This window comes from Acinetobacter endophylla (assembly GCF_053543775.1).
Map to the genome: position 1 here is coordinate 175,856 of NZ_JBLVOM010000240.1, position 18,954 is coordinate 194,809.

At 40.1% G+C, this 18,954-nt stretch carries 21 protein-coding genes; 12 read left to right on the plus strand and 9 right to left on the minus strand.

Features of this window, described 5'->3' with window-relative positions:
• Positions 1-160 precede the first annotated feature (160 nt).
• The 5 genes from argC (at position 161) to ACNPNW_RS10840 (ending at position 5,206) form a co-directional block, all read left to right on the plus strand.
• Complete coding sequence (argC, locus tag ACNPNW_RS10820; RefSeq protein WP_171057010.1) at positions 161-1,216, plus strand: N-acetyl-gamma-glutamyl-phosphate reductase; 1,056 nt, start codon at positions 161-163, stop codon at positions 1,214-1,216.
• 77 nt (positions 1,217-1,293) lie between these two features.
• Positions 1,294-2,043, plus strand: coding sequence for a DUF6776 family protein (locus ACNPNW_RS10825; protein WP_004279781.1), 750 nt, complete (start codon positions 1,294-1,296; stop codon positions 2,041-2,043).
• A gap of 18 nt (positions 2,044-2,061) precedes the next feature.
• The gene (gene clpS, locus ACNPNW_RS10830) at positions 2,062-2,475 is read left to right on the plus strand and encodes an ATP-dependent Clp protease adapter ClpS (protein ID WP_004279780.1); all 414 of its coding nucleotides are present in this window, start codon (positions 2,062-2,064) and stop codon (positions 2,473-2,475) included.
• A gap of 9 nt (positions 2,476-2,484) precedes the next feature.
• Entirely contained in the window at positions 2,485-4,761 is a 2,277-nt protein-coding gene (clpA, locus tag ACNPNW_RS10835) for an ATP-dependent Clp protease ATP-binding subunit ClpA (RefSeq protein ID WP_004646785.1), read from the plus strand.
• 91 nt (positions 4,762-4,852) lie between these two features.
• Positions 4,853-5,206 carry a YnfA family protein gene (locus ACNPNW_RS10840; protein ID WP_004646786.1) on the plus strand — a complete coding sequence of 118 codons (354 nt, stop codon included), beginning with the start codon at positions 4,853-4,855 and terminating at the stop codon, positions 5,204-5,206.
• 102 nt (positions 5,207-5,308) lie between these two features.
• Here the strand turns inward: ACNPNW_RS10840 and ACNPNW_RS10845 are convergent, their stop codons facing one another.
• From ACNPNW_RS10845 to ACNPNW_RS10855, 3 genes are all read right to left on the minus strand, one after another.
• Complete coding sequence (locus ACNPNW_RS10845) at positions 5,309-5,782, minus strand: hypothetical protein (RefSeq protein ID WP_004646787.1); 474 nt, start codon at positions 5,780-5,782, stop codon at positions 5,309-5,311.
• Positions 5,783-5,886: 104 nt separating this feature from the next.
• A complete protein-coding gene (gene argF / locus ACNPNW_RS10850) occupies positions 5,887-6,807 on the minus strand; it encodes an ornithine carbamoyltransferase (protein ID WP_004280178.1) in 921 nt (306 codons plus the stop codon).
• A gap of 114 nt (positions 6,808-6,921) precedes the next feature.
• Positions 6,922-7,569 carry a TetR/AcrR family transcriptional regulator gene (locus ACNPNW_RS10855; RefSeq protein WP_448766968.1) on the minus strand — a complete coding sequence of 216 codons (648 nt, stop codon included), beginning with the start codon at positions 7,567-7,569 and terminating at the stop codon, positions 6,922-6,924.
• 230 nt (positions 7,570-7,799) lie between these two features.
• On the opposite strand from ACNPNW_RS10855, the gene prpB reads away from it, so the two are divergent.
• Complete coding sequence (gene prpB / locus ACNPNW_RS10860) at positions 7,800-8,684, plus strand: methylisocitrate lyase (RefSeq protein ID WP_004280180.1); 885 nt, start codon at positions 7,800-7,802, stop codon at positions 8,682-8,684.
• Between the two features lie 4 nt (positions 8,685-8,688).
• Positions 8,689-9,828 (plus strand): bifunctional 2-methylcitrate synthase/citrate synthase, encoded by a 1,140-nt coding sequence (prpC, locus tag ACNPNW_RS10865; RefSeq protein ID WP_004646790.1) that lies wholly within the window; start codon positions 8,689-8,691, stop codon positions 9,826-9,828.
• A 66-nt stretch (positions 9,829-9,894) separates the two neighbouring features.
• On the opposite strand, the gene ACNPNW_RS10870 is transcribed toward prpC, so the two are convergent.
• The gene (locus tag ACNPNW_RS10870; RefSeq protein ID WP_004646791.1) at positions 9,895-10,515 is read right to left on the minus strand and encodes a hypothetical protein; all 621 of its coding nucleotides are present in this window, start codon (positions 10,513-10,515) and stop codon (positions 9,895-9,897) included.
• A gap of 102 nt (positions 10,516-10,617) precedes the next feature.
• Entirely contained in the window at positions 10,618-11,094 is a 477-nt protein-coding gene (locus tag ACNPNW_RS10875) for a CinA family protein (protein WP_004280184.1), read from the minus strand.
• Between the two features lie 252 nt (positions 11,095-11,346).
• Between ACNPNW_RS10875 and ACNPNW_RS10880 the strand changes: the two genes are divergently transcribed.
• Both ACNPNW_RS10880 and ACNPNW_RS10885 read left to right on the plus strand, forming a co-directional pair.
• Positions 11,347-11,577, plus strand: a complete 231-nt coding sequence (locus ACNPNW_RS10880) for a hypothetical protein (protein ID WP_004646792.1) — start codon at positions 11,347-11,349, stop codon at positions 11,575-11,577.
• A 622-nt stretch (positions 11,578-12,199) separates the two neighbouring features.
• Entirely contained in the window at positions 12,200-12,430 is a 231-nt protein-coding gene (locus tag ACNPNW_RS10885) for a hypothetical protein (protein WP_004646793.1), read from the plus strand.
• Between the two features lie 103 nt (positions 12,431-12,533).
• Here ACNPNW_RS10885 and ACNPNW_RS10890 read toward each other — a convergent pair whose 3' ends face one another.
• The gene (locus tag ACNPNW_RS10890; protein ID WP_004646794.1) at positions 12,534-12,875 is read right to left on the minus strand and encodes a hypothetical protein; all 342 of its coding nucleotides are present in this window, start codon (positions 12,873-12,875) and stop codon (positions 12,534-12,536) included.
• Positions 12,876-14,091: 1,216 nt separating this feature from the next.
• Between ACNPNW_RS10890 and ACNPNW_RS10895 the strand changes: the two genes are divergently transcribed.
• Both ACNPNW_RS10895 and ACNPNW_RS10900 read left to right on the plus strand, forming a co-directional pair.
• The gene (locus tag ACNPNW_RS10895; protein WP_016806847.1) at positions 14,092-14,319 is read left to right on the plus strand and encodes a type II toxin-antitoxin system HigB family toxin; all 228 of its coding nucleotides are present in this window, start codon (positions 14,092-14,094) and stop codon (positions 14,317-14,319) included.
• Between the two features lie 162 nt (positions 14,320-14,481).
• Entirely contained in the window at positions 14,482-14,628 is a 147-nt protein-coding gene (locus tag ACNPNW_RS10900; RefSeq protein ID WP_004646799.1) for a hypothetical protein, read from the plus strand.
• Positions 14,629-14,649: 21 nt separating this feature from the next.
• Here the strand turns inward: ACNPNW_RS10900 and ACNPNW_RS10905 are convergent, their stop codons facing one another.
• The 3 genes from ACNPNW_RS10905 to ACNPNW_RS10915 all read right to left on the minus strand — a co-directional run bounded on the left by ACNPNW_RS10905 (position 14,650) and on the right by ACNPNW_RS10915 (position 18,046).
• Positions 14,650-15,306, minus strand: coding sequence for an SOS response-associated peptidase (locus ACNPNW_RS10905; protein WP_420937259.1), 657 nt, complete (start codon positions 15,304-15,306; stop codon positions 14,650-14,652).
• Between the two features lie 226 nt (positions 15,307-15,532).
• Complete coding sequence (locus ACNPNW_RS10910) at positions 15,533-16,747, minus strand: alpha/beta hydrolase family protein (RefSeq protein WP_448766969.1); 1,215 nt, start codon at positions 16,745-16,747, stop codon at positions 15,533-15,535.
• Between the two features lie 159 nt (positions 16,748-16,906).
• A complete protein-coding gene (locus ACNPNW_RS10915) occupies positions 16,907-18,046 on the minus strand; it encodes a catalase family protein (protein ID WP_243475497.1) in 1,140 nt (379 codons plus the stop codon).
• Between the two features lie 379 nt (positions 18,047-18,425).
• On the opposite strand from ACNPNW_RS10915, the gene ACNPNW_RS10920 reads away from it, so the two are divergent.
• Positions 18,426-18,954: MFS transporter (locus ACNPNW_RS10920; protein ID WP_448766970.1), on the plus strand; the 529-nt coding region annotated here is incomplete at its 3' end.

The window sequence follows — 18,954 nt, forward strand, 5'->3', positions numbered from 1 at the left end:
AACTCTATTGAAATAGCCTAAGCAAATTAAAAGTTTCATGATCAAAATCGGACTTATCCTACTGATCAATTAAAAAACCAGCAAACCCCAGTGAAATGGTTTAGAAAACCTCAACTTCCTGTCATACTAGGCTGTATAAAGGAAACATTTATTTGAGGTAATCATCGTGATTTCAGTGGGTATTGTGGGTGGTACGGGTTATACAGGCGTTGAACTTTTGCGTCTTTTGCTACGACATCCAGATGTAAATGTAACAGCACTGACATCACGTACTGAAGCAGGTCGTCGTGTAGATGACATGTTCCCAAGCTTGCGCGGGCATACCAATCTTAAATTTTCTGATTTGAGTCTGGGTTTATTAAAATCATGCGATGTGGTGTTCTTTGCAACGCCGCATGGTGTCGCAATGAAACATGCCGAAGAGCTGGTTGCTGCAAATACCAAAGTGATCGACTTGGCGGCAGATTTTCGTTTACAAGATCTTGAACAGTTTGAAAAATGGTATGGCATGCAACATGCATGTCCAGAACTGTTAAAAGATTCTGTTTATGGTTTATCTGAGCTAAATCGTGAAGAAATTAAAAAGGCCAGTGTGATCGGGAATCCGGGGTGTTATCCAACTACAGTTCAGTTGGGTCTGGCGCCGGTCTTAAAAGCGGCTGAAGCATTGGTGAAACCTGAAAGCATTATTATCGATGCCAAATCTGGTGTATCAGGTGCAGGTCGTAAAGCCAGTCTGGGCATGATTTATTCTGAAAATTCCGATAATTTTAAGGCCTATGGTGTAGCGGGTCATCGTCATCACCCTGAAATTGTCGAAGCATTGGAAAAAATTTCAGGTCAAAAAAATGTGTTTGATCATATTTTATTTGTACCGCATTTGGTGCCGATGATTCGTGGTATGTTGTCGACCATCTATATCGATTTAACTGAAGCAGGCCAATCAGCAGATTTACAAGCGCTATATGAGCAGTTCTATGCCAATGAAGCATTTGTCGATGTTATGCCGGCGGGTAGCTCACCCGAAACCCGTTCAGTGCGTGGAGCGAATCAGTTGCGTATTGCCTTGTATAAGCCACAACCAACGAAACTGGTTGTACTGGTTGCACAAGACAATCTGGTAAAAGGGGCAGCAGGTCAGGCTGTACAAAACATGAACCTGATGTTTGGTTTTGCTGAAGACGCTGGCTTAAATAATATTGGTTTATTACCATAAAAAACGTATTAGAACTTCACACACATTTAGATTTGCATTTAAATGTGTGTCTTGATTAAAGCAAACAAGAGATCAAAATGCCGAATAACGAGTCAAATACGACGCTTCCTCAGGAACCCGGGACTAAGAAACCATTCATGAAAGGTAATACGCCCTTGGCCATTGGTGCGGCTGTATTGATCTTAAGCAGTGGCGTACTCGGATATACCGTAGGACATCGTCAGGGTTTGACTGCGGCGGGTTATGATGCAGATGCAGAGCAACTGGTCGATGTGGTACAGACTCAGAAAGCCAGTCTTGAAACACTGAACAAGACGCTGAATACTGCGGTTCAGGAGCGTGATCTAGCTGTCAGCAACGCCAATGATCTGTATCTGGCCATGACCAAGGCACGTGATGAACAGGTGCAGGCTGAAAGTGTAGGAACCATTTATCGCGAAATTTTGCGTCAGCGTGGTGGTTTGGCATTGGCGGTTCAAAACCTGTCGATTAAACCATTACCCGAAAATGCCTTTGAATACCAGATTGATCTGGTTCAGGTCAGTCCAGGCAAAAGTCGTGCTTCAGGTAGTGTGGAACTGCGCCTGATTAAAGGGACTGAAATTCTGGTGGTACCACTGGAAGATAAAAACTTTAATTTTGAAAATTATGAGCGACTCACTGGCCGCTGGACCATGCCGAAAGGCTTTAAACCAGAATTTATTGAAGTGCGTCTTACTGGTGCCAAGCCTGTGATTCGTCGTTTTAGTTGGGAACAGGGCAAAGCAGTCGAAAATCAGTCTGCCACCTTGTCAGAAATTCCGAAAACCGAAGCAAATGCAAATTAAGTGTGAAATATAAATCTTATGCCAAGCAATAAACGTCAAATGTGTTTAAGTGATATTAAAAATTCTTTTAATGAGTCTGGAATCGTTGATTGGCATATCAGCCCACGTTTAGCAAATGAACCCTCTGAAGACGGTGATTCTGACTTAGCTGTACAGACTGCACCGCCAGAACTGAAACGTCCACCGTTGTATGCGGTTGTTTTATTAAATGACGACTATACGCCGATGGAGTTTGTAATTGAAATTTTACAACAATACTTTGCAATGAATCTTGACCAAGCTACACAAGTAATGCTAACTGTACATTATGAAGGAAAGGGTGTAGCTGGGGTTTATCCTCGAGACATTGCGGAGACCAAAGCGAACCAAGTCAATAATTATGCTCGATCACAAGGTCATCCGTTACTTTGCCAAATAGAGCCTAAAGATTAAGGGGGTTACATGCTCAGTCGTCAATTAGAAGTATCACTACGTTTGGCTGTCAGCATGGCTCGTCAAAAGAGACATGAGTTCCTGACCGTAGAACATTTATTGTTAGCCTTGCTCGACAATGATTCAGCCGTGAATGCTCTCAAAGCATGTGGTGCGGACATCATCGTGTTGCGTAAGGAATTAGAAGAGTACGTAGAACAACATACCCCTAAACTTGGTGAAAATAGTGATCAGGCACCACACCCGACAGAAAGCTTCGACCGGATCTTGCAACGCGCGATTTTTCACGTGCAGTCAAGCGGCGGCGATCGTACTGTAGAAGGTGCTGATATTCTGGTTGCCATGTATTCTGAGCGTGACTCATTTGCAGTCTATCTGCTGAAACGTCATCAAATTAACCGTCTGACCCTGACTCAGTACCTGTCTCATGGTACCCGTAAAGAAGATGTACAGTCTGAAGAAGAAATCGAAGATCTAGATGGCGAATCAGCATCTTCAGCAAGTTCAGGTCCACTTGAACTTTATACCACTAACCTGAATGTTGAAGCACAAAAAGGTAAGACCGATCCACTGATTGGTCGTGAAAAAGAAATCGAGCGTGCCGCGCAAATTCTTTGCCGCCGTCGTAAAAATAACCCACTCCTTGTCGGTGATCCAGGTGTCGGTAAAACCTCGATTGCTGAAGGGCTGGCTTGGTTAATTGTCAATGGTAAAGCGCCAAAACCACTGGAAAATGCTGAAATTTTCAGTCTGGACATTGGTGCTTTGGTGGCAGGAACCAAATACCGTGGCGACTTTGAAAAACGCTTGAAACAGCTTTTAAATGCGTTGAAAAAGAAACCTGAAGCAGTGCTGTTTATTGATGAAATTCACATGATTATTGGTGCAGGCTCGAGTATGGGCAGTACCATGGATGCATCGAATCTGATCAAACCGGCGCTGGCAAATGGTTCTTTACGCTGCATCGGGTCAACCACATTCCAGGAATACCGTCAGGTCTTTGAGAAAGATCATGCTTTATCGCGTCGTTTCCAGAAAATTGATGTGAATGAGCCATCTATTTCTGAAACTATTGATATCCTACGTGGTCTGAAATCGAAGTTTGAAGATTTCCATCATGTGGAATATGAAGATCAAGCCTTAGTGTCTGCGGTAGAACTTTCTGCGAAATTTATCAACGACCGTTTCTTGCCAGATAAGGCGATTGATGTCATTGATGAAGCCGGTGCTCAGCGCCGTCTCAAAGCAGAACAAGATGACAGTTTAATCACCGTAGAAAATATTGAAGACATCGTTTCTAAAATTGCGCGTATTCCTCCGAAAACTGTCTCTAAAGATGACAAGAGTGTGCTGGAAAATCTTGAGCGTGATTTAAAACGTGTGGTCTTTGGTCAGGATGAAGCGATTGAGGCCTTGGCTTCTGCAATTAAACTGTCACGTGCCGGTTTGAAGTCTCCAGATAAGCCTGTAGGTAGTTTTGTCTTTGCGGGTCCTACAGGTGTTGGTAAAACCGAAGTGACCAAGCAGCTCGCGAAACAGATGGGTGTGGAACTGGTTCGTTTTGATATGTCGGAATACATGGAACGTCATGCAGTGTCACGTTTGATCGGTGCACCTCCGGGCTATGTCGGTTTTGATCAGGGTGGCTTGCTCACCGATGCGATTCACAAAAATCCGCATTGTGTGCTGTTGCTAGACGAGATCGAAAAAGCGCATCCAGATGTGTTTAACCTCTTATTGCAGATTATGGATCATGGTTCATTGACTGATAATAACGGGCGTAAATCTGATTTCCGTAACGTGGTCTTGGTACTCACCACCAATATTGGTGCTGAAAGTATTTCACGTGTCAGCATTGGTTTTATGGAACAGGACAATAGTAACGATAATCAGGAAGCGATGAAGAAAGTTTTCTCGCCAGAATTCCGTAACCGTCTCGATGGCGTGATTCAGTTCAAGGCATTACCAAGCAGCATTATTGAAAATGTTGTAGATAAATTCCTGACTGAACTTCAAGCACAACTAGATGACAAAAAAGTCATGTTGGAAGTGGATCAGAGTGCACGTGAATGGATGTCAGAACATGGCTATGACCGTTTAATGGGCGCACGTCCAATGCAACGTTTGATTCAGGAACACCTGAAAAAACCGCTGGCTGAGATGATCCTGTTTGGTGAGCTGGCTGAAAATGGCGGCAATGTTGCAGTATCTGTGAAAAAAGAAAATGGTAAAGCGGTTGGCTTAAAACTTGAAGTTTTTGAAGACCAGACTGCTGAACCAGCTTAATTAATAAGAAGGATCAAACCCGTGCTTGCACGGGTTTTTTCATGGACTCATATTTTAAATTATCAAATTCATATCATTTAAAAGATAAATTATGGATATTCAAGTTACCAAGCTGTTCACGACATTTTTACTGTTTTTAGTCACGGCATTGATGGAAATTTTAGGTTGTTATTTTCCCTATCTGATTTTAAATCAGGGGAGAAGCCACTGGTTATGGATTCCGACAGCTCTGGCTTTGGCGGCTTTTGTCTGGCTGTTAACCTTGCATCCAGCTGCTTCAGGACGGATCTATGCCGCTTATGGCGGTATCTATATTTTTTCAGCACTGATGTGGTTGCGCTTCGTTGATCAAGTGACTCTATCGCGTTGGGATCTACTTGGTGGCATGGTGGTAATACTGGGCGCGTTGATTATTATTTTGCAGCCGCAAGGCTTGGTGCGTTAGCAAGATATAACAGTAAACCTTATTAAAAAAGGTAGCCACGGCTACCTTTTGTTTTCAGGATTCTTGAATCCTGAATCGAAATAAATGTCTTATGTGTTTAGATTATTTTAATTTGCAATCTTTCTGGGAAATATCCGTTTTATATGTTTGTGTCTGCGAGTTCAGGCTGAGTTCAACCTTGTAAGGGTTCTCAATCTGATAGCGATGCTCAAAGAAAATTTCACAATTATTGAGCAGATTATTGCGAATGACTTTCATCACTTCTTTGCGCCCCAAGTCTTTTTCAAACTGGCTAAAATCGGGCGTGATGATCATGCCTTTCAGTGTGGTTTTATTGGCACTTAACTGTAATTGTTCAATAATCGTATTTTGATCAATCTGCAATGGTAAAGTTCTGGAATCCTCTGCACTGAGCACTGCGAGCAATTCATTCAGCTCAGCTTTTTTCTGAATTTTAAATTTGCTGTCAATAATATTTTTTTCTTGAAGATATTGGTCAAATTCAGAAGCATGCACCGGTAAGGCGACACTGCTAAAACCAGTCAAGAGTGCCAAAGCCCAATATTTTTTTTGCATTGTATAAAATCACTTTTTATTCCATTTCAACAATGATTATAAGAGCTGAGACAAAAAAAGCACCAGAGATTGGTGCTTAATTTGTGAAGATTCATCTTAAAAAATTAGTCTTTTTTCAGATTTTCATTAATCAGGAATTCAACCAAAGCTTTTTGCGCGTGCAAGCGGTTTTCAGCTTCATCCCAAACTACGGCATTTTTATGGTCAAGCAGATTTTCTGAAATCTCTTCGCCACGATGCGCAGGCAAGCAGTGCATAAACAAGCAATCCGGATGTGCAAGATCCATCAGGCGTTCATTCACCTGATAATCTGCAAAGGCTTTTTCACGGATCTTCTGCTCTTCTTCCTGACCCATGCTTGCCCAAACATCAGTCACGATCAGGTCAGCATTCACCGCTGCATCTTCAGCAGAAGGAACCAGTTCCACACAATGCGCGAATTCAGACAGGAATTTTTCTTGTGGCTCATAGCCTTTTGGCGCTGCAATTTTCAGATTAAAGCCCCACATATGTGCAGCTTCAATATAAGAGTTACACATATTGTTGCCATCACCAATCCAGGCAACAGTTTTACCTTCAATTGAGCCACGTTGCTCTACATAAGTCTGCATGTCAGCAAGTAGCTGGCAAGGATGGTGGTCATCTGTCAACGCATTAATCACTGGAACTTTTGAATAAGATGCAAAACGCTCCACGATATCATGGCCGAAAGTACGGATCATCACGATATCCAGCATGCTTGAAATCACACGTGCAGAATCTTCAATCGGTTCACCACGACCTAACTGGGTATCGCGTGAAGACAGGAAAATCGCGCTACCACCAAATTGGCTCATGCCAGCTTCAAACGAAACACGCGTACGGGTACTCGATTTCTCAAAAATCATGCCCATCACTTTACCAACAAATGGTTGGAACACTTCATTGTTATGCTGTTTGCGCTTAAGCTCAATTGCGCGTTGCAAAATCTGGTTAAGTTCTAAAGTTGATAAATCGCGTAAGGTGAGAAAGTGACGGAGAGCCATTCGTTACTCCACAATAATTGCCGAAAAACTCGATCAACAATCAGTTGTTGGTTAGTTTAAGAAAAAAATACGGAATCGGCTAATATACTATAAGCAATGAAAAATGCAAAAAAACTAGACTTTTTGATGACCGTCTAAAAAGCGATCCACACAATAACTGATGTATTTGTCGATTTCCTGATCATCTTCCTGTACCGGAATTCCCATCAGAATACGCCATTCCAGATTGCGCAAAATACCAAAATACAACTGTGCCGAATATTGCGGATTCTCGCAATGCAATAAACCTTGCGCATCTGCCTGTTCTAAAGCCGTAGCAATGGCACTTTGTACATGCACCGGGCCTCGCTCATGAATATGCTGGGCAAGTTCTGGATTGCGCTGACTCTGTTCCAGCACCAGACGCATAAAGGCCGAGTTTTCAGGTTGCATGATCTGGTGATAAAAATTGAGTAGCGTGTGTACTAAATAATTACGAAAATCCAGTGCCATCAATTCGATCGGAATACTGATATCTTCAAAAAACTTGATACGACGATAATCGCAGATGGCTTTAAACAAGCCTTCTTTATTGCCAAAGTATTTATAGATCGAAGCTTTGGAGCCTCCGGCATGCTGGACGATATCATCCAGAGAGACAGCGTCATAACCCCGTTCCACAAATAGCTCGGTTGCACTGATCAGCAGCGCAATACAACGCTCATGACCACGTTTGGTCTGTGGCAGATCTTTGGCGAGCGGTTCTAGGGCAAGGTCTTGCATAGGAGATCGTACATCAACATGACAATAAAGATTGAAACGCCATCATAGCAAATATATGCACATATTTCATAATTGCGCCAGATAAGTGCGCTATTTGCTAATTAGGTAAAGCAAAACTTAAAAATTTGACTAAAGTTTTAGAGTATTTGTTCTATCGGGTTATGGAATGAGCAAGCCAAATGAGTATACTCGAATTTCAATAATTATAGCCAAGACTGTGGAAAAGGAAGATGACAGAACAAATGTCTGCAGGTTTAAGATTTAGACAAGCGCTTGAAGTCGAGAAACCATTGCAAATTATGGGCACGGTAAATGCCTATGCTGCCATGATGGCCAAACAGGTCGGTTATAAAGCCATTTATTTATCAGGTGCGGGTGTCGCGAATTATTCTTATGGTTTGCCTGACCTGGGCATGACCAGCCTGGATAATGTTCTTGAAGATGTACGCCGGATCACTGAACGTGTGGATACACCTTTACTGGTTGATATTGATACCGGTTGGGGCGGCGCATTAAATATTGCCCGAACGATCAAACAGATGATTGCAGCAGGAGCCGCTGCGGTTCATATTGAAGATCAGGTTGCACAGAAGCGTTGTGGTCATCGTCCAAATAAAGAAATCGTATCGCAACAGGAAATGGTCGATCGTATCAAAGCTGCTGTAGATGCGAAAACCGATTCAAACTTCGTGGTGATGGCGCGTACCGATGCGCTACAAAAAGAAGGCCTGCAAGCCGTGATTGACCGTGCTTCTGCCTGTGTTGAAGCGGGCGCAGATGCGATTTTTGCTGAAGCGATGACTGATATCACCATGTACCGTACAGTATGTGATGCGGTCGGTGTGCCAGTCCTGGCGAATATTACCGAATTTGGTGATACGCCGTATTATACGGTAGATGAATTGGCTGAGCAGGGCATTGGCATGGTGCTGTATCCATTGTCAGCGACACGTGCAATGCAAAAAGCCGCACTTGAAGTGATGCGTTCGGTGCGCGAACATGGTACTCAGGTAAATGTGCTGGATATCATGCAACAACGAAAAGAACTCTACGAATTTTTAGATTATCACAGCTTCGAAGACACATTAGATAAACTGTTTAAACAGGAGAATTAAAAAAATGGCTGAAGGAAAAGTACTCACTGGCGCAGGATTGCGCGGACAAGTGGCAGGTAAAACCTCACTTTCAACAGTAGGCAAAAGTGGCGCAGGCCTGACCTATCGCGGTTATGACGTACAGGATCTGGCTGAACATTGCCAGTTTGAAGAAGTCGCTTACCTGATTTTCTTCGGAGAATTGCCGACATCAGAGCAATTGGCAGCCTACAAAGCCAAACTGAAATCCTTACGCACTTTACCTCAGGCATTAAAAGAAGTCCTTGAGCGTATTCCTGCCGACTCACATCCAATGGATGTGATGCGTACTGGCGTTTCCATGCTGGGCAATCTTGAAACTGAGCAATCTTTTGAGCAGCAACAGGATATCGCAGACCGTATTTTGGCAACTTTGCCGGCAATGATCTGTTACTGGTATCGTTATAGCCATGACGGCGTGCGTATTGAAGAAAATACCGATGATGATTCAATCGGTGCGCAGTTCCTGAATCTACTGCATGGCGAAAAGCCAAATGAATTACATGAACAGGTGATGAATGTTTCCTTGATTCTGTATGCAGAGCATGAATTCAACGCTTCAACTTTTACCGCTCGTGTGTGTGCATCAACGCTGTCCGATATGCACTCTTGTATTACCGGTGCAATCGGTTCCTTGCGTGGCCCTCTACATGGCGGTGCCAACGAAGCTGCGATGGACATGATTGAAAACTGGAAGTCGCCTGAAGAAGCTGAACGTGAAATGCTGGGCATGCTGGAACGTAAAGAAAAAATCATGGGCTTCGGTCATGCGATCTATAAGGACAATGATCCGCGTAATGGCATTATTAAAGTCTGGTCTGAGCGTTTGGCCAAAGATGTCGGTGATACGGTACTTTATCCAGTCTCGGTACGCTGTGAAGAAGTCATGTGGCGTGAGAAGAAATTATTCTGTAATGCGGATTTCTTCCATGCATCTGCCTATCATTTTATGGGCATTCCAACCAAGCTGTTTACCCCGATCTTTGTTATGTCGCGTGTGACAGGCTGGGCCGCACATGTGATGGAACAACGTGCAGACAATCGTATTATCCGTCCAAGCGCGGATTACACTGGGCCAGAGTTGCGTAAAGTAGTGCCAATCGCTGAGCGTTCTACTGCGGCTTAATCTGTTTCTGTAGTAAAAATAAAAAAAATAAGGTCTCAATTGAGACCTTATTTTTTATCGGTTTCGTTATCGGCTTAACAGTGCCGGATCTTCAATGCTATAACCTGTTTCAAAAGGAATACCCAGATACTTTACTATTACCAGAGTTTTATTTTGTCTCGGAACTTTATAGGCCTGGCTAATTTTCAAGCCTTGCTGATAACTAACCGCTTGCTGAACCGCGCTTTTTTGTAAGCCAGATTTCACTTGATATTGATAGGTCCATTTTGGCACTTTTTCCTGAGGGTCATGCCAGGCAGGCGCGCTACCTTTTTTTGTCTTTAACACCTTAAGCTGTGGTTTTGATTTTTGAATTGGATTTAATGGAACTAAACGTTTTTTGATTTTGGCAATGTCCTGATCAAACTTGCGACTGTCTTGATCATAATCGATGCGCTTGGTTTTAGGATTGATATATAAGGAATTGACCTGAACCAGTTGATTTGGTTTTTGGGATTTAAAATTATAATAATATAGTTGAGGCAAGCGTCCACGACCATCAAGATAGTGACGCATGATATAAAGCTTCTGTTCTTTGACTTCATAGCCTAGAACTTCAATATTTTGTGGACCGCCTACGGTAGCGAAAGCCAGAGTGGGCAAGCTCAGAGGGAGCAGGAGCAGTGCAGTTTTAATATTCATGGTCATTCCACCCTCAAAAAAATAGATTGGCATCTGATCATGCCAATCTATCTTAAAATACGGTAGAAATAATGAAGCTTATTCAGGCTATACAGTAACTTTGAAAGCTTAGCTGTTATTCAACAGATTGATCATGTCATGTGCAACCACAGCGGACAGTTTGTTGAGGCGTTCAAGTGGCGAGCCTTTGAGATAATACTGGAACTGATGGATTTGCGTGCCATCATTAATGGCCACAAAAAAAGTCCCTTCCGGTTTCTCTGGTGTCGCGCTACCACCTGGTTTAAGCAATCCTGTACAGGCAATAATCCAGTCAGCATCACGGAACATTTTTTTACCTGCTTCCGCCAGAGCAACCGTTACCGGCATAGATTCCGCAGTATGACTATTGATCAGATTCTTGGAAATGCCCAATACTGAAGTCTTGACACTTACATCGTAGCAGATCAAACCACCAATCAGAATTTCGGCACCTTCTCCTTTACAAATGGAGAACTGGCTACTGAGATATCCAGAACTTGCGCTTTCGATAAAGGCAATTTTTATGTTTTTCTCTTCGAGTAAGCCGCAACAGGTTTTTATCATAGTCTCTATATTTTCTTTGTGGGAGTGATTTTAGATCAATCTAGGCAGATTTTTTCCTGTCGATCAACTCCAAGTATATTTATATTTTTATGAAAGTTAAAATTTTTTTCATAGATCAGTGTAATTTCATGTTGACCTGATCGCAAATCTGAGTGGTTAAAGTTTGGGCTATTTTCAAAAATAGAGGTTTCTTCTCAGGCGGAACAGTGGTAAAAATAAAAATAAAGTGCTTAGTGAAAGTAGGGTGTTGGAATGAAAACCACAGTAAAATATGTAGTCTTAAAAAGTCTTGACTATCAATTGGGTACACCATTATTTCAGGAAGAAATTGACGCTGATGGTCAATATTTTGATCAGATACCAAGCACAATTTCTTATCAGAATTTGCAGTTCAAAGTGAAAAGCAAAGAGCTTAAACGTTTGTATCTGGCCGAAGAGCAGGAAGATACTCAAACGATTATCGTCAAAGTAGTCAATATCTAATAAAAACTGAATAGAATAAGCCTCTTTTAAAGGGGCTTATTTATTATAAATAGATTAATAAATATAATTACAAACAATGATTTGATCTAAGTTTATACCAAAATAATAAGTAAAAATATTTGAATTAAAGTCAAGGTAAATTCGAAACAGCTTAAGTTTTATTGGTGAGGTCATGTTAAGTATCGTATTTCTTCACAGTTAATAATATTCAAAAAGAATTGTATTTTTAATGTTTTATTTAATTTTTTAAAAATATAGAAGATTTAGATTTATTTGTATATATTTATAAATATCAATAGTATAGTTATTAAGTGGTTCTGTTTAATAACGCTTTTTAAATTTTATTAAAAATTTTCCTATATATGAAATAGGACTTAAGTTATTCCTTTTATTGGATAATAAATTTTTGACCTATAAAGTCTTTCATTATGTTTCTGTTGCATTATATCAGGTAATTTATGTTGCGCATTAATCTCCACTTCAAGTACTTATCTTACTATTTTTTACATTGAATTAATCTGTAACAGGTTAAAGGTTGGCGAAATCTGAAAAATGCGTAGAGTAGATATTAAGTCGAAACCTATCGGCTTTTAATTTAAAGCAAATAGTAAGGAATACCACCATGGCTAATAATCAACAGCAAGACCAACAGAAACAGCAGCAACAACAGCAACAGCAAAATCAACAACGCAATCAAGATCAGCAGCGTCAACAAAACAACCAGCAAAACCCAAATCAGCAACAAAATAACCAGCAACAACAGCAGCCGCAGCGCAATCAGCAACAAAACCAGCAAGGCCAACAGCAACAACAGCCACAGCAAAACAGTAACCAACAGCAACAAGATCAGTGAAAACCGCAGTGTTAATTCTGTTTAAGACTTACGCTCTTCATAAAAAAACCGCCTGAATCAGGCGGTTTTTTATATTTCATTGCACGATTAGACTAAGTATTTATTAACACTGAATATTGGCTTTTAGCTTGTAGAAATTCAAGGCATTGTCTAGGTCGGTGAGCAACTCTTTTTCTGTATATTCCTTGGGTGCAAGTTTTAGCAAGGCAGGCATATAGTTATTTTTATATTCTTTAGGATATTGTTCACACAGGATACGTGTTCTTTCTTCCAGACTAATTGTTGAAGAGTCAAGTTTGTCCAGATAAGCACTCAGTTGATTATCTGATTGTTCAAACTGCACTTTAATGTTTGCATCAGCTTCTGCTGCACTCTCTGCTTGCTGTTTTTGGCAGCCGCTTATTGCCAGACTCATCAATAAAGTAATTAGTATGCGATTTTTCATGCTGCCAAAATATTGTTATTGCTCATATGAAAAATTATAGAGAGAAATGACTAAAAAGAAAGCAGGGATCTATAAACTTTATGAGACATTGAACATTCATAACATCCGATATTGACTGAAATAAGGAATTTTCTCCTACAAATCTGAATTAACCTATTCTCATTTATAGGTTTAGCAATTCTTTTTGGGTTTTGGTTATTTAATCGTCTTATTTGCCCATTAAAAAGATTTTTGGATAAATTACAGTCATTTAATTAACAAAAGTAATGGTTTTTTCATATTTTGAAACATTGCATCTATATATCCTACACAGATTGGCTGCATGGCTAGTGATATCTTGGCGTCATTCTAAGAACTTAATGAAAATAATTAAAAATCAGCACATTATAGGGCCTGTTTAATTTAGGAGAGTTAAACAGGCTTTTTCTTTTCCGTCTTAAATCTGGTTTTTTCTTTGCTGATTGTATTTTTTGCTCATTCTCTTTCACATAAGTTTTCATACACAACATAAAGCCTGAAAATTCCCTCAGGAGAGATACATGAATAGATGTTATTTATATATCTCTTTTCACGAAAAGACAGGACAAAGCTATGATGAGATGTGTATGCGCATTTGGCATGGGCGTAATGGTTGGCTGTTGTTTTAAATCTTGCAAAGAGAAAATGTGTCAGATGATGAGCAGCAAGCATTGTAAAAGTGATCATTGTAAAAAAGATCAGGCGACTCAAGCTGAAGAGCCTGTACAAACTTAGCCCAAAAGCTTCAATTTTACTGAAAGGCTAAACAACAGAGCTGAGTACTGAAGTTGTTCTAGATCGCTGATCCAATCATTTTATATTGAATCATTCTATATTTAAAGCAATAAAGCTTGATCCTAGATTGAGCTTTTTACACTTAGGAGAAAAACATGATGCAATTTATATTTTGTTTATTTGGTCTTCATGGTGCGACTGAAATTAACTACACGTGTGACCATGATGAGATCAAACAGTGTCGTGATTGCTTGAAAAATATTGAATAATGTGCCAAATCATCAGACATCTTAATGAAGATCAATCCCCGTTCAATCATCAGTTGGCGGGGTTTTTCTTTACTGATGAAATTTTTGGATCTAAACATAATTTCTCACAAGGAATACTTTATAAAAGAATCATTTCAATAGGATTACGTTTTGATAAATTCTTAGCTGCTTAGAACTGGAATACAATAAAATTTATGCGTGTGATCACCCATGCTCGAATTCTTGAAGCAATTCAAAAGAGGCCACAGGCTGAAACTGCATTAGCTGGTTGGCATCGAATGATTAAGGCCAATCATCCTAAAGATTTTACTGAAATGAAAAGACTTTTTCCGGCAGTGGATAAGCTTAGAAAATTTCATGTATTCGATATCGGCTCGCACGCGAATTCATATTCTTTGCTGTACCATCTACGATCAGGCTGAACAGCTTATTTGCTCAGATGGACTTTAGGGTTTGTGAAATGTAAAAGAATACTTCAAGGAAAATTTGTCTTTTTAGAAAACTGAATGTGCAACATAAATAACATTGATGTTTAGCAGTAGATGTCATATTTATCTCTTAATAGATATATGAAGGAGATGCATATGACAAATAAGCCAGAGCAAGAGCAAGAATCAAATCCGCATAAAGAATCGAATGACGACAAGGGTAATCAGGCATCTTATAAGCATGTCAAACCAGAGAAAAAACCCAATGCAGAACCAGAAAATCCATTGAGAGAGCAAAAATAGCTTTTTCATATGGACGAAGCCCTAACTTGGTTTAGGGCTTTTTAATTTCCCGATAAACCTTGAATCTCTAGGCTTTGCAATAAATTCATCTTTCATTTCAAAGAAAAATTCATGGGCTTGTTCATGATCGCAGTGCAACCAGTCATGTCGTGATTCTTCCGGAATCACAATAATCGAGCGTTTTTCGTCATTCGGGTCATGAAACTGTTTCATAAAGGGATGTTGATCTGAATTTATGGTCAGCATCGAAAATGATCTGATTTTCTCACCATCAATGTGTGCGTCATCATAAATCGCCGCCACGGTAAAAGGATTGCCATCTTCACGTGAAATGCCAAACCAGTGCGATTTACCGTCTATATATTTAGGTTCATAGAATGTATCGACGGGTACCAAAGCAAACTGGTTGTTTTTCCAGGCATGTCGGAAACTCGGTTTGGATGCCACTGTTTCAGTCCGTGCATTATAGGTATGCCGGCCATATTTCAATTCTTTCGCCCAGGCTGGAATCAGTCCGAAACGTGCGATATCCAGCTCAAACTCATCAGCACCGCGCATAATGATTGGGGCTGGCGCTAAAGGATAAACATGCGGTTTCATGCCCAGTTCGAGTTGCTCTTCATGAATATCTAATAAGGAAAGACGTTTTTTTGAGGGAAATTCATAGTTCGAGCACATAAATAACCTCTTTCATTCTAATTATTATTTGCTAAAGAATTAAAGTATAAAAATGATGGGCTCAAAACAATTCGAAATCGTAAGTATAGTTTTAACAGAAAGTAAGAATACGGATTAATATTAGTTTATCCTCTTTATAGAATAGTGCTCCTTTAAAGGACTATTCTATAAATATGAAGATTAAAATATTTGAGTTTTTAATGATTAAATACAAAAGCTCACCGGGTTATTTTGTAGGGCAGGTGTTCAAAGCTTTCCCTTGTTCAACTGAATGGATAAAGTTTCCAATTAGAAATTCACTCTGTCTTAAGGAATCACGATGATCTCCATTTTTGACTAGATGGAAGGCGATAGATTTCTGCTTCGTACATACCTGCTGATAGTAAGCATAAGTACCACGATCATCGACCAGTTGATCTTTCTCACCTTGTACCAGCAGAACCGGCACAGTCGGTGTCATATTCTCAATAGACTGTTCTTTTAAATAATTTGTCAAAGGTGCCAGATTTATATTTGATTTAAAGACAGTCTTAGGTGCTTGTTTTAGGTCAGATTGTAATTCTGACAAACAGCGACTGCGTGCATGATTAAGAATTTCTTCCATTTCTGGGCTAACTAAATTTGCTGGAGCAAGCATCGGGTCTGCAGCTTCTGCTCCTAAAAGCACAATTGGAAAAAATGCGGCGACATCAGTCGTGATTTGCGAATTGCTGGCAACATATTCAGCGATTCCTTCATATTGGTAACCGCCCGGTGCTAGTGCAATTGCCCCGCGAAGATCAAATTCAGGTGCATCTTTTTGACCGGCCGCAGCAATTTTAAGAGATGCTGCACCTCCTTGACTATGACCCATAACATACCAATTTTTACTAAAGCTATAAGGCTTTAAATGGTGGATCGCTCGTACAGCATCCACGACAGTATGTAACTGGCTTCGCGCATTCATATAAGGATGACCGCCCGGAGTGCCTAAACCTTGATAATCAGGTGCAATGACTGCATAGCCGCGAGCGAGCCAGGCATTCAATGCTTTAGCAGCGATTTGCTGATAGACATGGACTGGCCCGCCCACATAATCCCCAGAGGGTGCACATGTATCAGCAACGCCAGTTGTACCATGCGCCCAAGCCAGAACAGGCCAGCCATCTTTAGGGAATTTGCCTTTAGGTAACAGGATATAGCCTGAAGTGACAATGGGTTCGGATTTTGTGCCACGACTGCGATAATTAATTAAGAAACGTTGTGAGGCATTCGTAAACAGATCAGTATTTTGTTCTTGTATAGATAATATTGTACCCGGTATTTTTTCCGAAATATTGGATTCTTGGATTTTGCTGCTATCGGGAAGTGGAGGAGATGCTATTGCATATGTTGAACCTAAACATAAACAGCTCATGATTAATTTAATAATAGGAGATTTAATTTTCATCGCTGAAACCATTTTCCTTTTTATAATGTCATTTTTAATGTAGCAGCTTTATTTATGTTTCTAAATTAACTCTGCACAGAGTTTGTAAACTAAAGCTTTTAAGTTAAGGCGAATGAGCAGTACAACAGGTTATTTTAGTTTAGCTAATAACTTCATATAAGCACTTATATTTTAATGTGGTTCTGATCTGTGAGTAGAATTCATATCATGTCTAACCTCACTAATACGATCATAAATCACTTTTCGCATTCGGTTTATTACTCCCAGAGGTTTGTGCTCCGGTAGTGTATGCCATGGTGTAAAAGAGAGATTTTCACAAAACTTGTTTTGTTCAGGTGTATCAAAAACTTGCTGAGGAATGCGGATAGTTGCGACCTTGTAAAAAGGCGCCTCACTTTCTTGCCATTCAGTCATGGAATCTTCGACTGACATGGTGTTTGATGTTCTAGGCTGTATCAGAAACTCCATACATGCTTCACTTTTTTGCAAATGTTTGCGCAATTTTTCTCTTAGAAAATTATGATGCGGAGCATGTGGAAGAGGATCTGTCACTGTCGAACATGCTTGAGCTGAATACTTTATAGCTTGACGATCAGTGCCTATTCCTAATTGATAGGGCACCATAGACCAATATCTAGTTTGCAAAGGATTAGAAATTTTATTTCTCGTATTTAAGGCAATCCAGGTTCCTTTAGCTCCTAATGCAAAAGGAATATGCAGTTTATTAAAAAATCTATCGCTATTTATATCTTGCATAAATGACATATATCGAACTGGATCATTCACAAAAAAGACAGGATGATTGATCATAATGAAATCTTGAGTAGAGGTTTCATCATCTAAAAGCTTTTCTCCCGGTACTCCCAAAAGTTTTATCGCCATACCACGGGCATCTTTTTTAATATCTGCTTGTTGGGCATTTTTAGACCCATTAGAGAAACGAATCCAGGCTTGATATGTTTTTCCCGGAAGAAAAACACCTTGAGCCAAGTTTTTGGGAAGAGCTTCATCTACTTTGAATTCTGCGCGTACGCAACCGTGTGCTTTGGGATGGGCATCACGTAGCGCGATACCTGTGGAATACTCTTTCCGAATAGATATCTCAATTATATCTGCGATTTTTTCAGTTATGTTTGCTTCATCAGGATAAAGACTTTCACTTAAATAATGATCTATATGGGGATGAAGATTATCTTTTGGAGAGTTAGAGGTTATAGGGGAAGCGTTAGCATATGCAGCACTACAAATACTTATTACCATTAGAGGGAGGAAGACTAGACCCGAGTATAGAGGTCTTATAAAGTTAGGCATTGATTTTCTCCTTGCTATAAAGCTAGAGTTCGTTTTAATTTTTTAGCCTATGATCTGAAAATTCTTTGGACATACTTTAGCCATAAAATAATTGTAATGTCTGTGTAATTATTGATCTTCAGATTTAAAGTTCATCCAACTCCTTCCTAAAAACGTTTCCGCCCTTTATCGTGTGCTCAATATAGAAGCCGATTTATGTTCTTACTTTGATTTAACTCAGCAAAGGGTTTTTTGCTTTAGTAAAATTTATTCATAAACTTATGTAAATTTATTTTTAGACTAATACGAGATGCTCGTAGCAAAATCAAGAGTTGTCGAATACAGTGCTATAGAAATTGATTGAGTTTAACATTTTGAAAATATTAGGATATATAAATCAATGCCAGTTCTAGCAATCCAGCATAGACTCAGTGGATTTTACTTTTTTTACTATGCGATTGTCGGGGCGTTCATGCCTTTTTGGAGTCTGTATCTTGAAGATCAAGGCTTCAATTATCAGGAAATCGGCATTTTATCTTCTATTGCGATTGTTACCCGATTCTTTGCGCCGTTGATCTGGGGGTGGATTGCAGACAAATCCGGTAAACGCATGCTGCTGGTGCGTATTGCCACCTGGATGGAAGCCTGTATCTGGTTCATGATTTTTATCATTCCCAATAGCTTTCAATCTGTAGCTTTATTGATGCTGATTTTCAGTTTCTTTCAGAATGCTATTCTGGCTCAGTTTGAAGGCGTGACTTTATTCTGGCTCGGGGAAAAAAGAGCAGAACTCTATGGCAAAGTACGAAAATGGGGATCAGTCGGCTTTATTATCGGTGTATTCTGCTTGGGCACCGTCTTTGAAATTATTAGCATCAGTATGTTACCCGTCTTGTTGCTGTGTATTTCATTTCTGGCCTTTCTCTGGT

Coding starts and splice junctions, on each gene's coding strand:
- ACNPNW_RS10825 (WP_004279781.1), top strand. CDS start 1,294: ATGCCGAATAACGAGTCAAATACGACGCTTCCTCAGGAACCCGGGACT.
- clpS (WP_004279780.1), top strand. CDS start 2,062: ATGCCAAGCAATAAACGTCAAATGTGTTTAAGTGATATTAAAAATTCT.
- clpA (WP_004646785.1), top strand. CDS start 2,485: ATGCTCAGTCGTCAATTAGAAGTATCACTACGTTTGGCTGTCAGCATG.
- ACNPNW_RS10840 (WP_004646786.1), top strand. CDS start 4,853: ATGGATATTCAAGTTACCAAGCTGTTCACGACATTTTTACTGTTTTTA.
- ACNPNW_RS10845 (WP_004646787.1), bottom strand. CDS start 5,782: ATGCAAAAAAAATATTGGGCTTTGGCACTCTTGACTGGTTTTAGCAGT.
- argF (WP_004280178.1), bottom strand. CDS start 6,807: ATGGCTCTCCGTCACTTTCTCACCTTACGCGATTTATCAACTTTAGAA.
- ACNPNW_RS10855 (WP_448766968.1), bottom strand. CDS start 7,569: ATGCAAGACCTTGCCCTAGAACCGCTCGCCAAAGATCTGCCACAGACC.
- prpB (WP_004280180.1), top strand. CDS start 7,800: ATGACAGAACAAATGTCTGCAGGTTTAAGATTTAGACAAGCGCTTGAA.
- prpC (WP_004646790.1), top strand. CDS start 8,689: ATGGCTGAAGGAAAAGTACTCACTGGCGCAGGATTGCGCGGACAAGTG.
- ACNPNW_RS10870 (WP_004646791.1), bottom strand. CDS start 10,515: ATGACCATGAATATTAAAACTGCACTGCTCCTGCTCCCTCTGAGCTTG.
- ACNPNW_RS10875 (WP_004280184.1), bottom strand. CDS start 11,094: ATGATAAAAACCTGTTGCGGCTTACTCGAAGAGAAAAACATAAAAATT.
- ACNPNW_RS10880 (WP_004646792.1), top strand. CDS start 11,347: ATGAAAACCACAGTAAAATATGTAGTCTTAAAAAGTCTTGACTATCAA.
- ACNPNW_RS10885 (WP_004646793.1), top strand. CDS start 12,200: ATGGCTAATAATCAACAGCAAGACCAACAGAAACAGCAGCAACAACAG.
- ACNPNW_RS10890 (WP_004646794.1), bottom strand. CDS start 12,875: ATGAAAAATCGCATACTAATTACTTTATTGATGAGTCTGGCAATAAGC.
- ACNPNW_RS10895 (WP_016806847.1), top strand. CDS start 14,092: ATGCGTGTGATCACCCATGCTCGAATTCTTGAAGCAATTCAAAAGAGG.
- ACNPNW_RS10900 (WP_004646799.1), top strand. CDS start 14,482: ATGACAAATAAGCCAGAGCAAGAGCAAGAATCAAATCCGCATAAAGAA.
- ACNPNW_RS10905 (WP_420937259.1), bottom strand. CDS start 15,306: ATGTGCTCGAACTATGAATTTCCCTCAAAAAAACGTCTTTCCTTATTA.
- ACNPNW_RS10910 (WP_448766969.1), bottom strand. CDS start 16,747: ATGGTTTCAGCGATGAAAATTAAATCTCCTATTATTAAATTAATCATG.
- ACNPNW_RS10915 (WP_243475497.1), bottom strand. CDS start 18,046: ATGCCTAACTTTATAAGACCTCTATACTCGGGTCTAGTCTTCCTCCCT.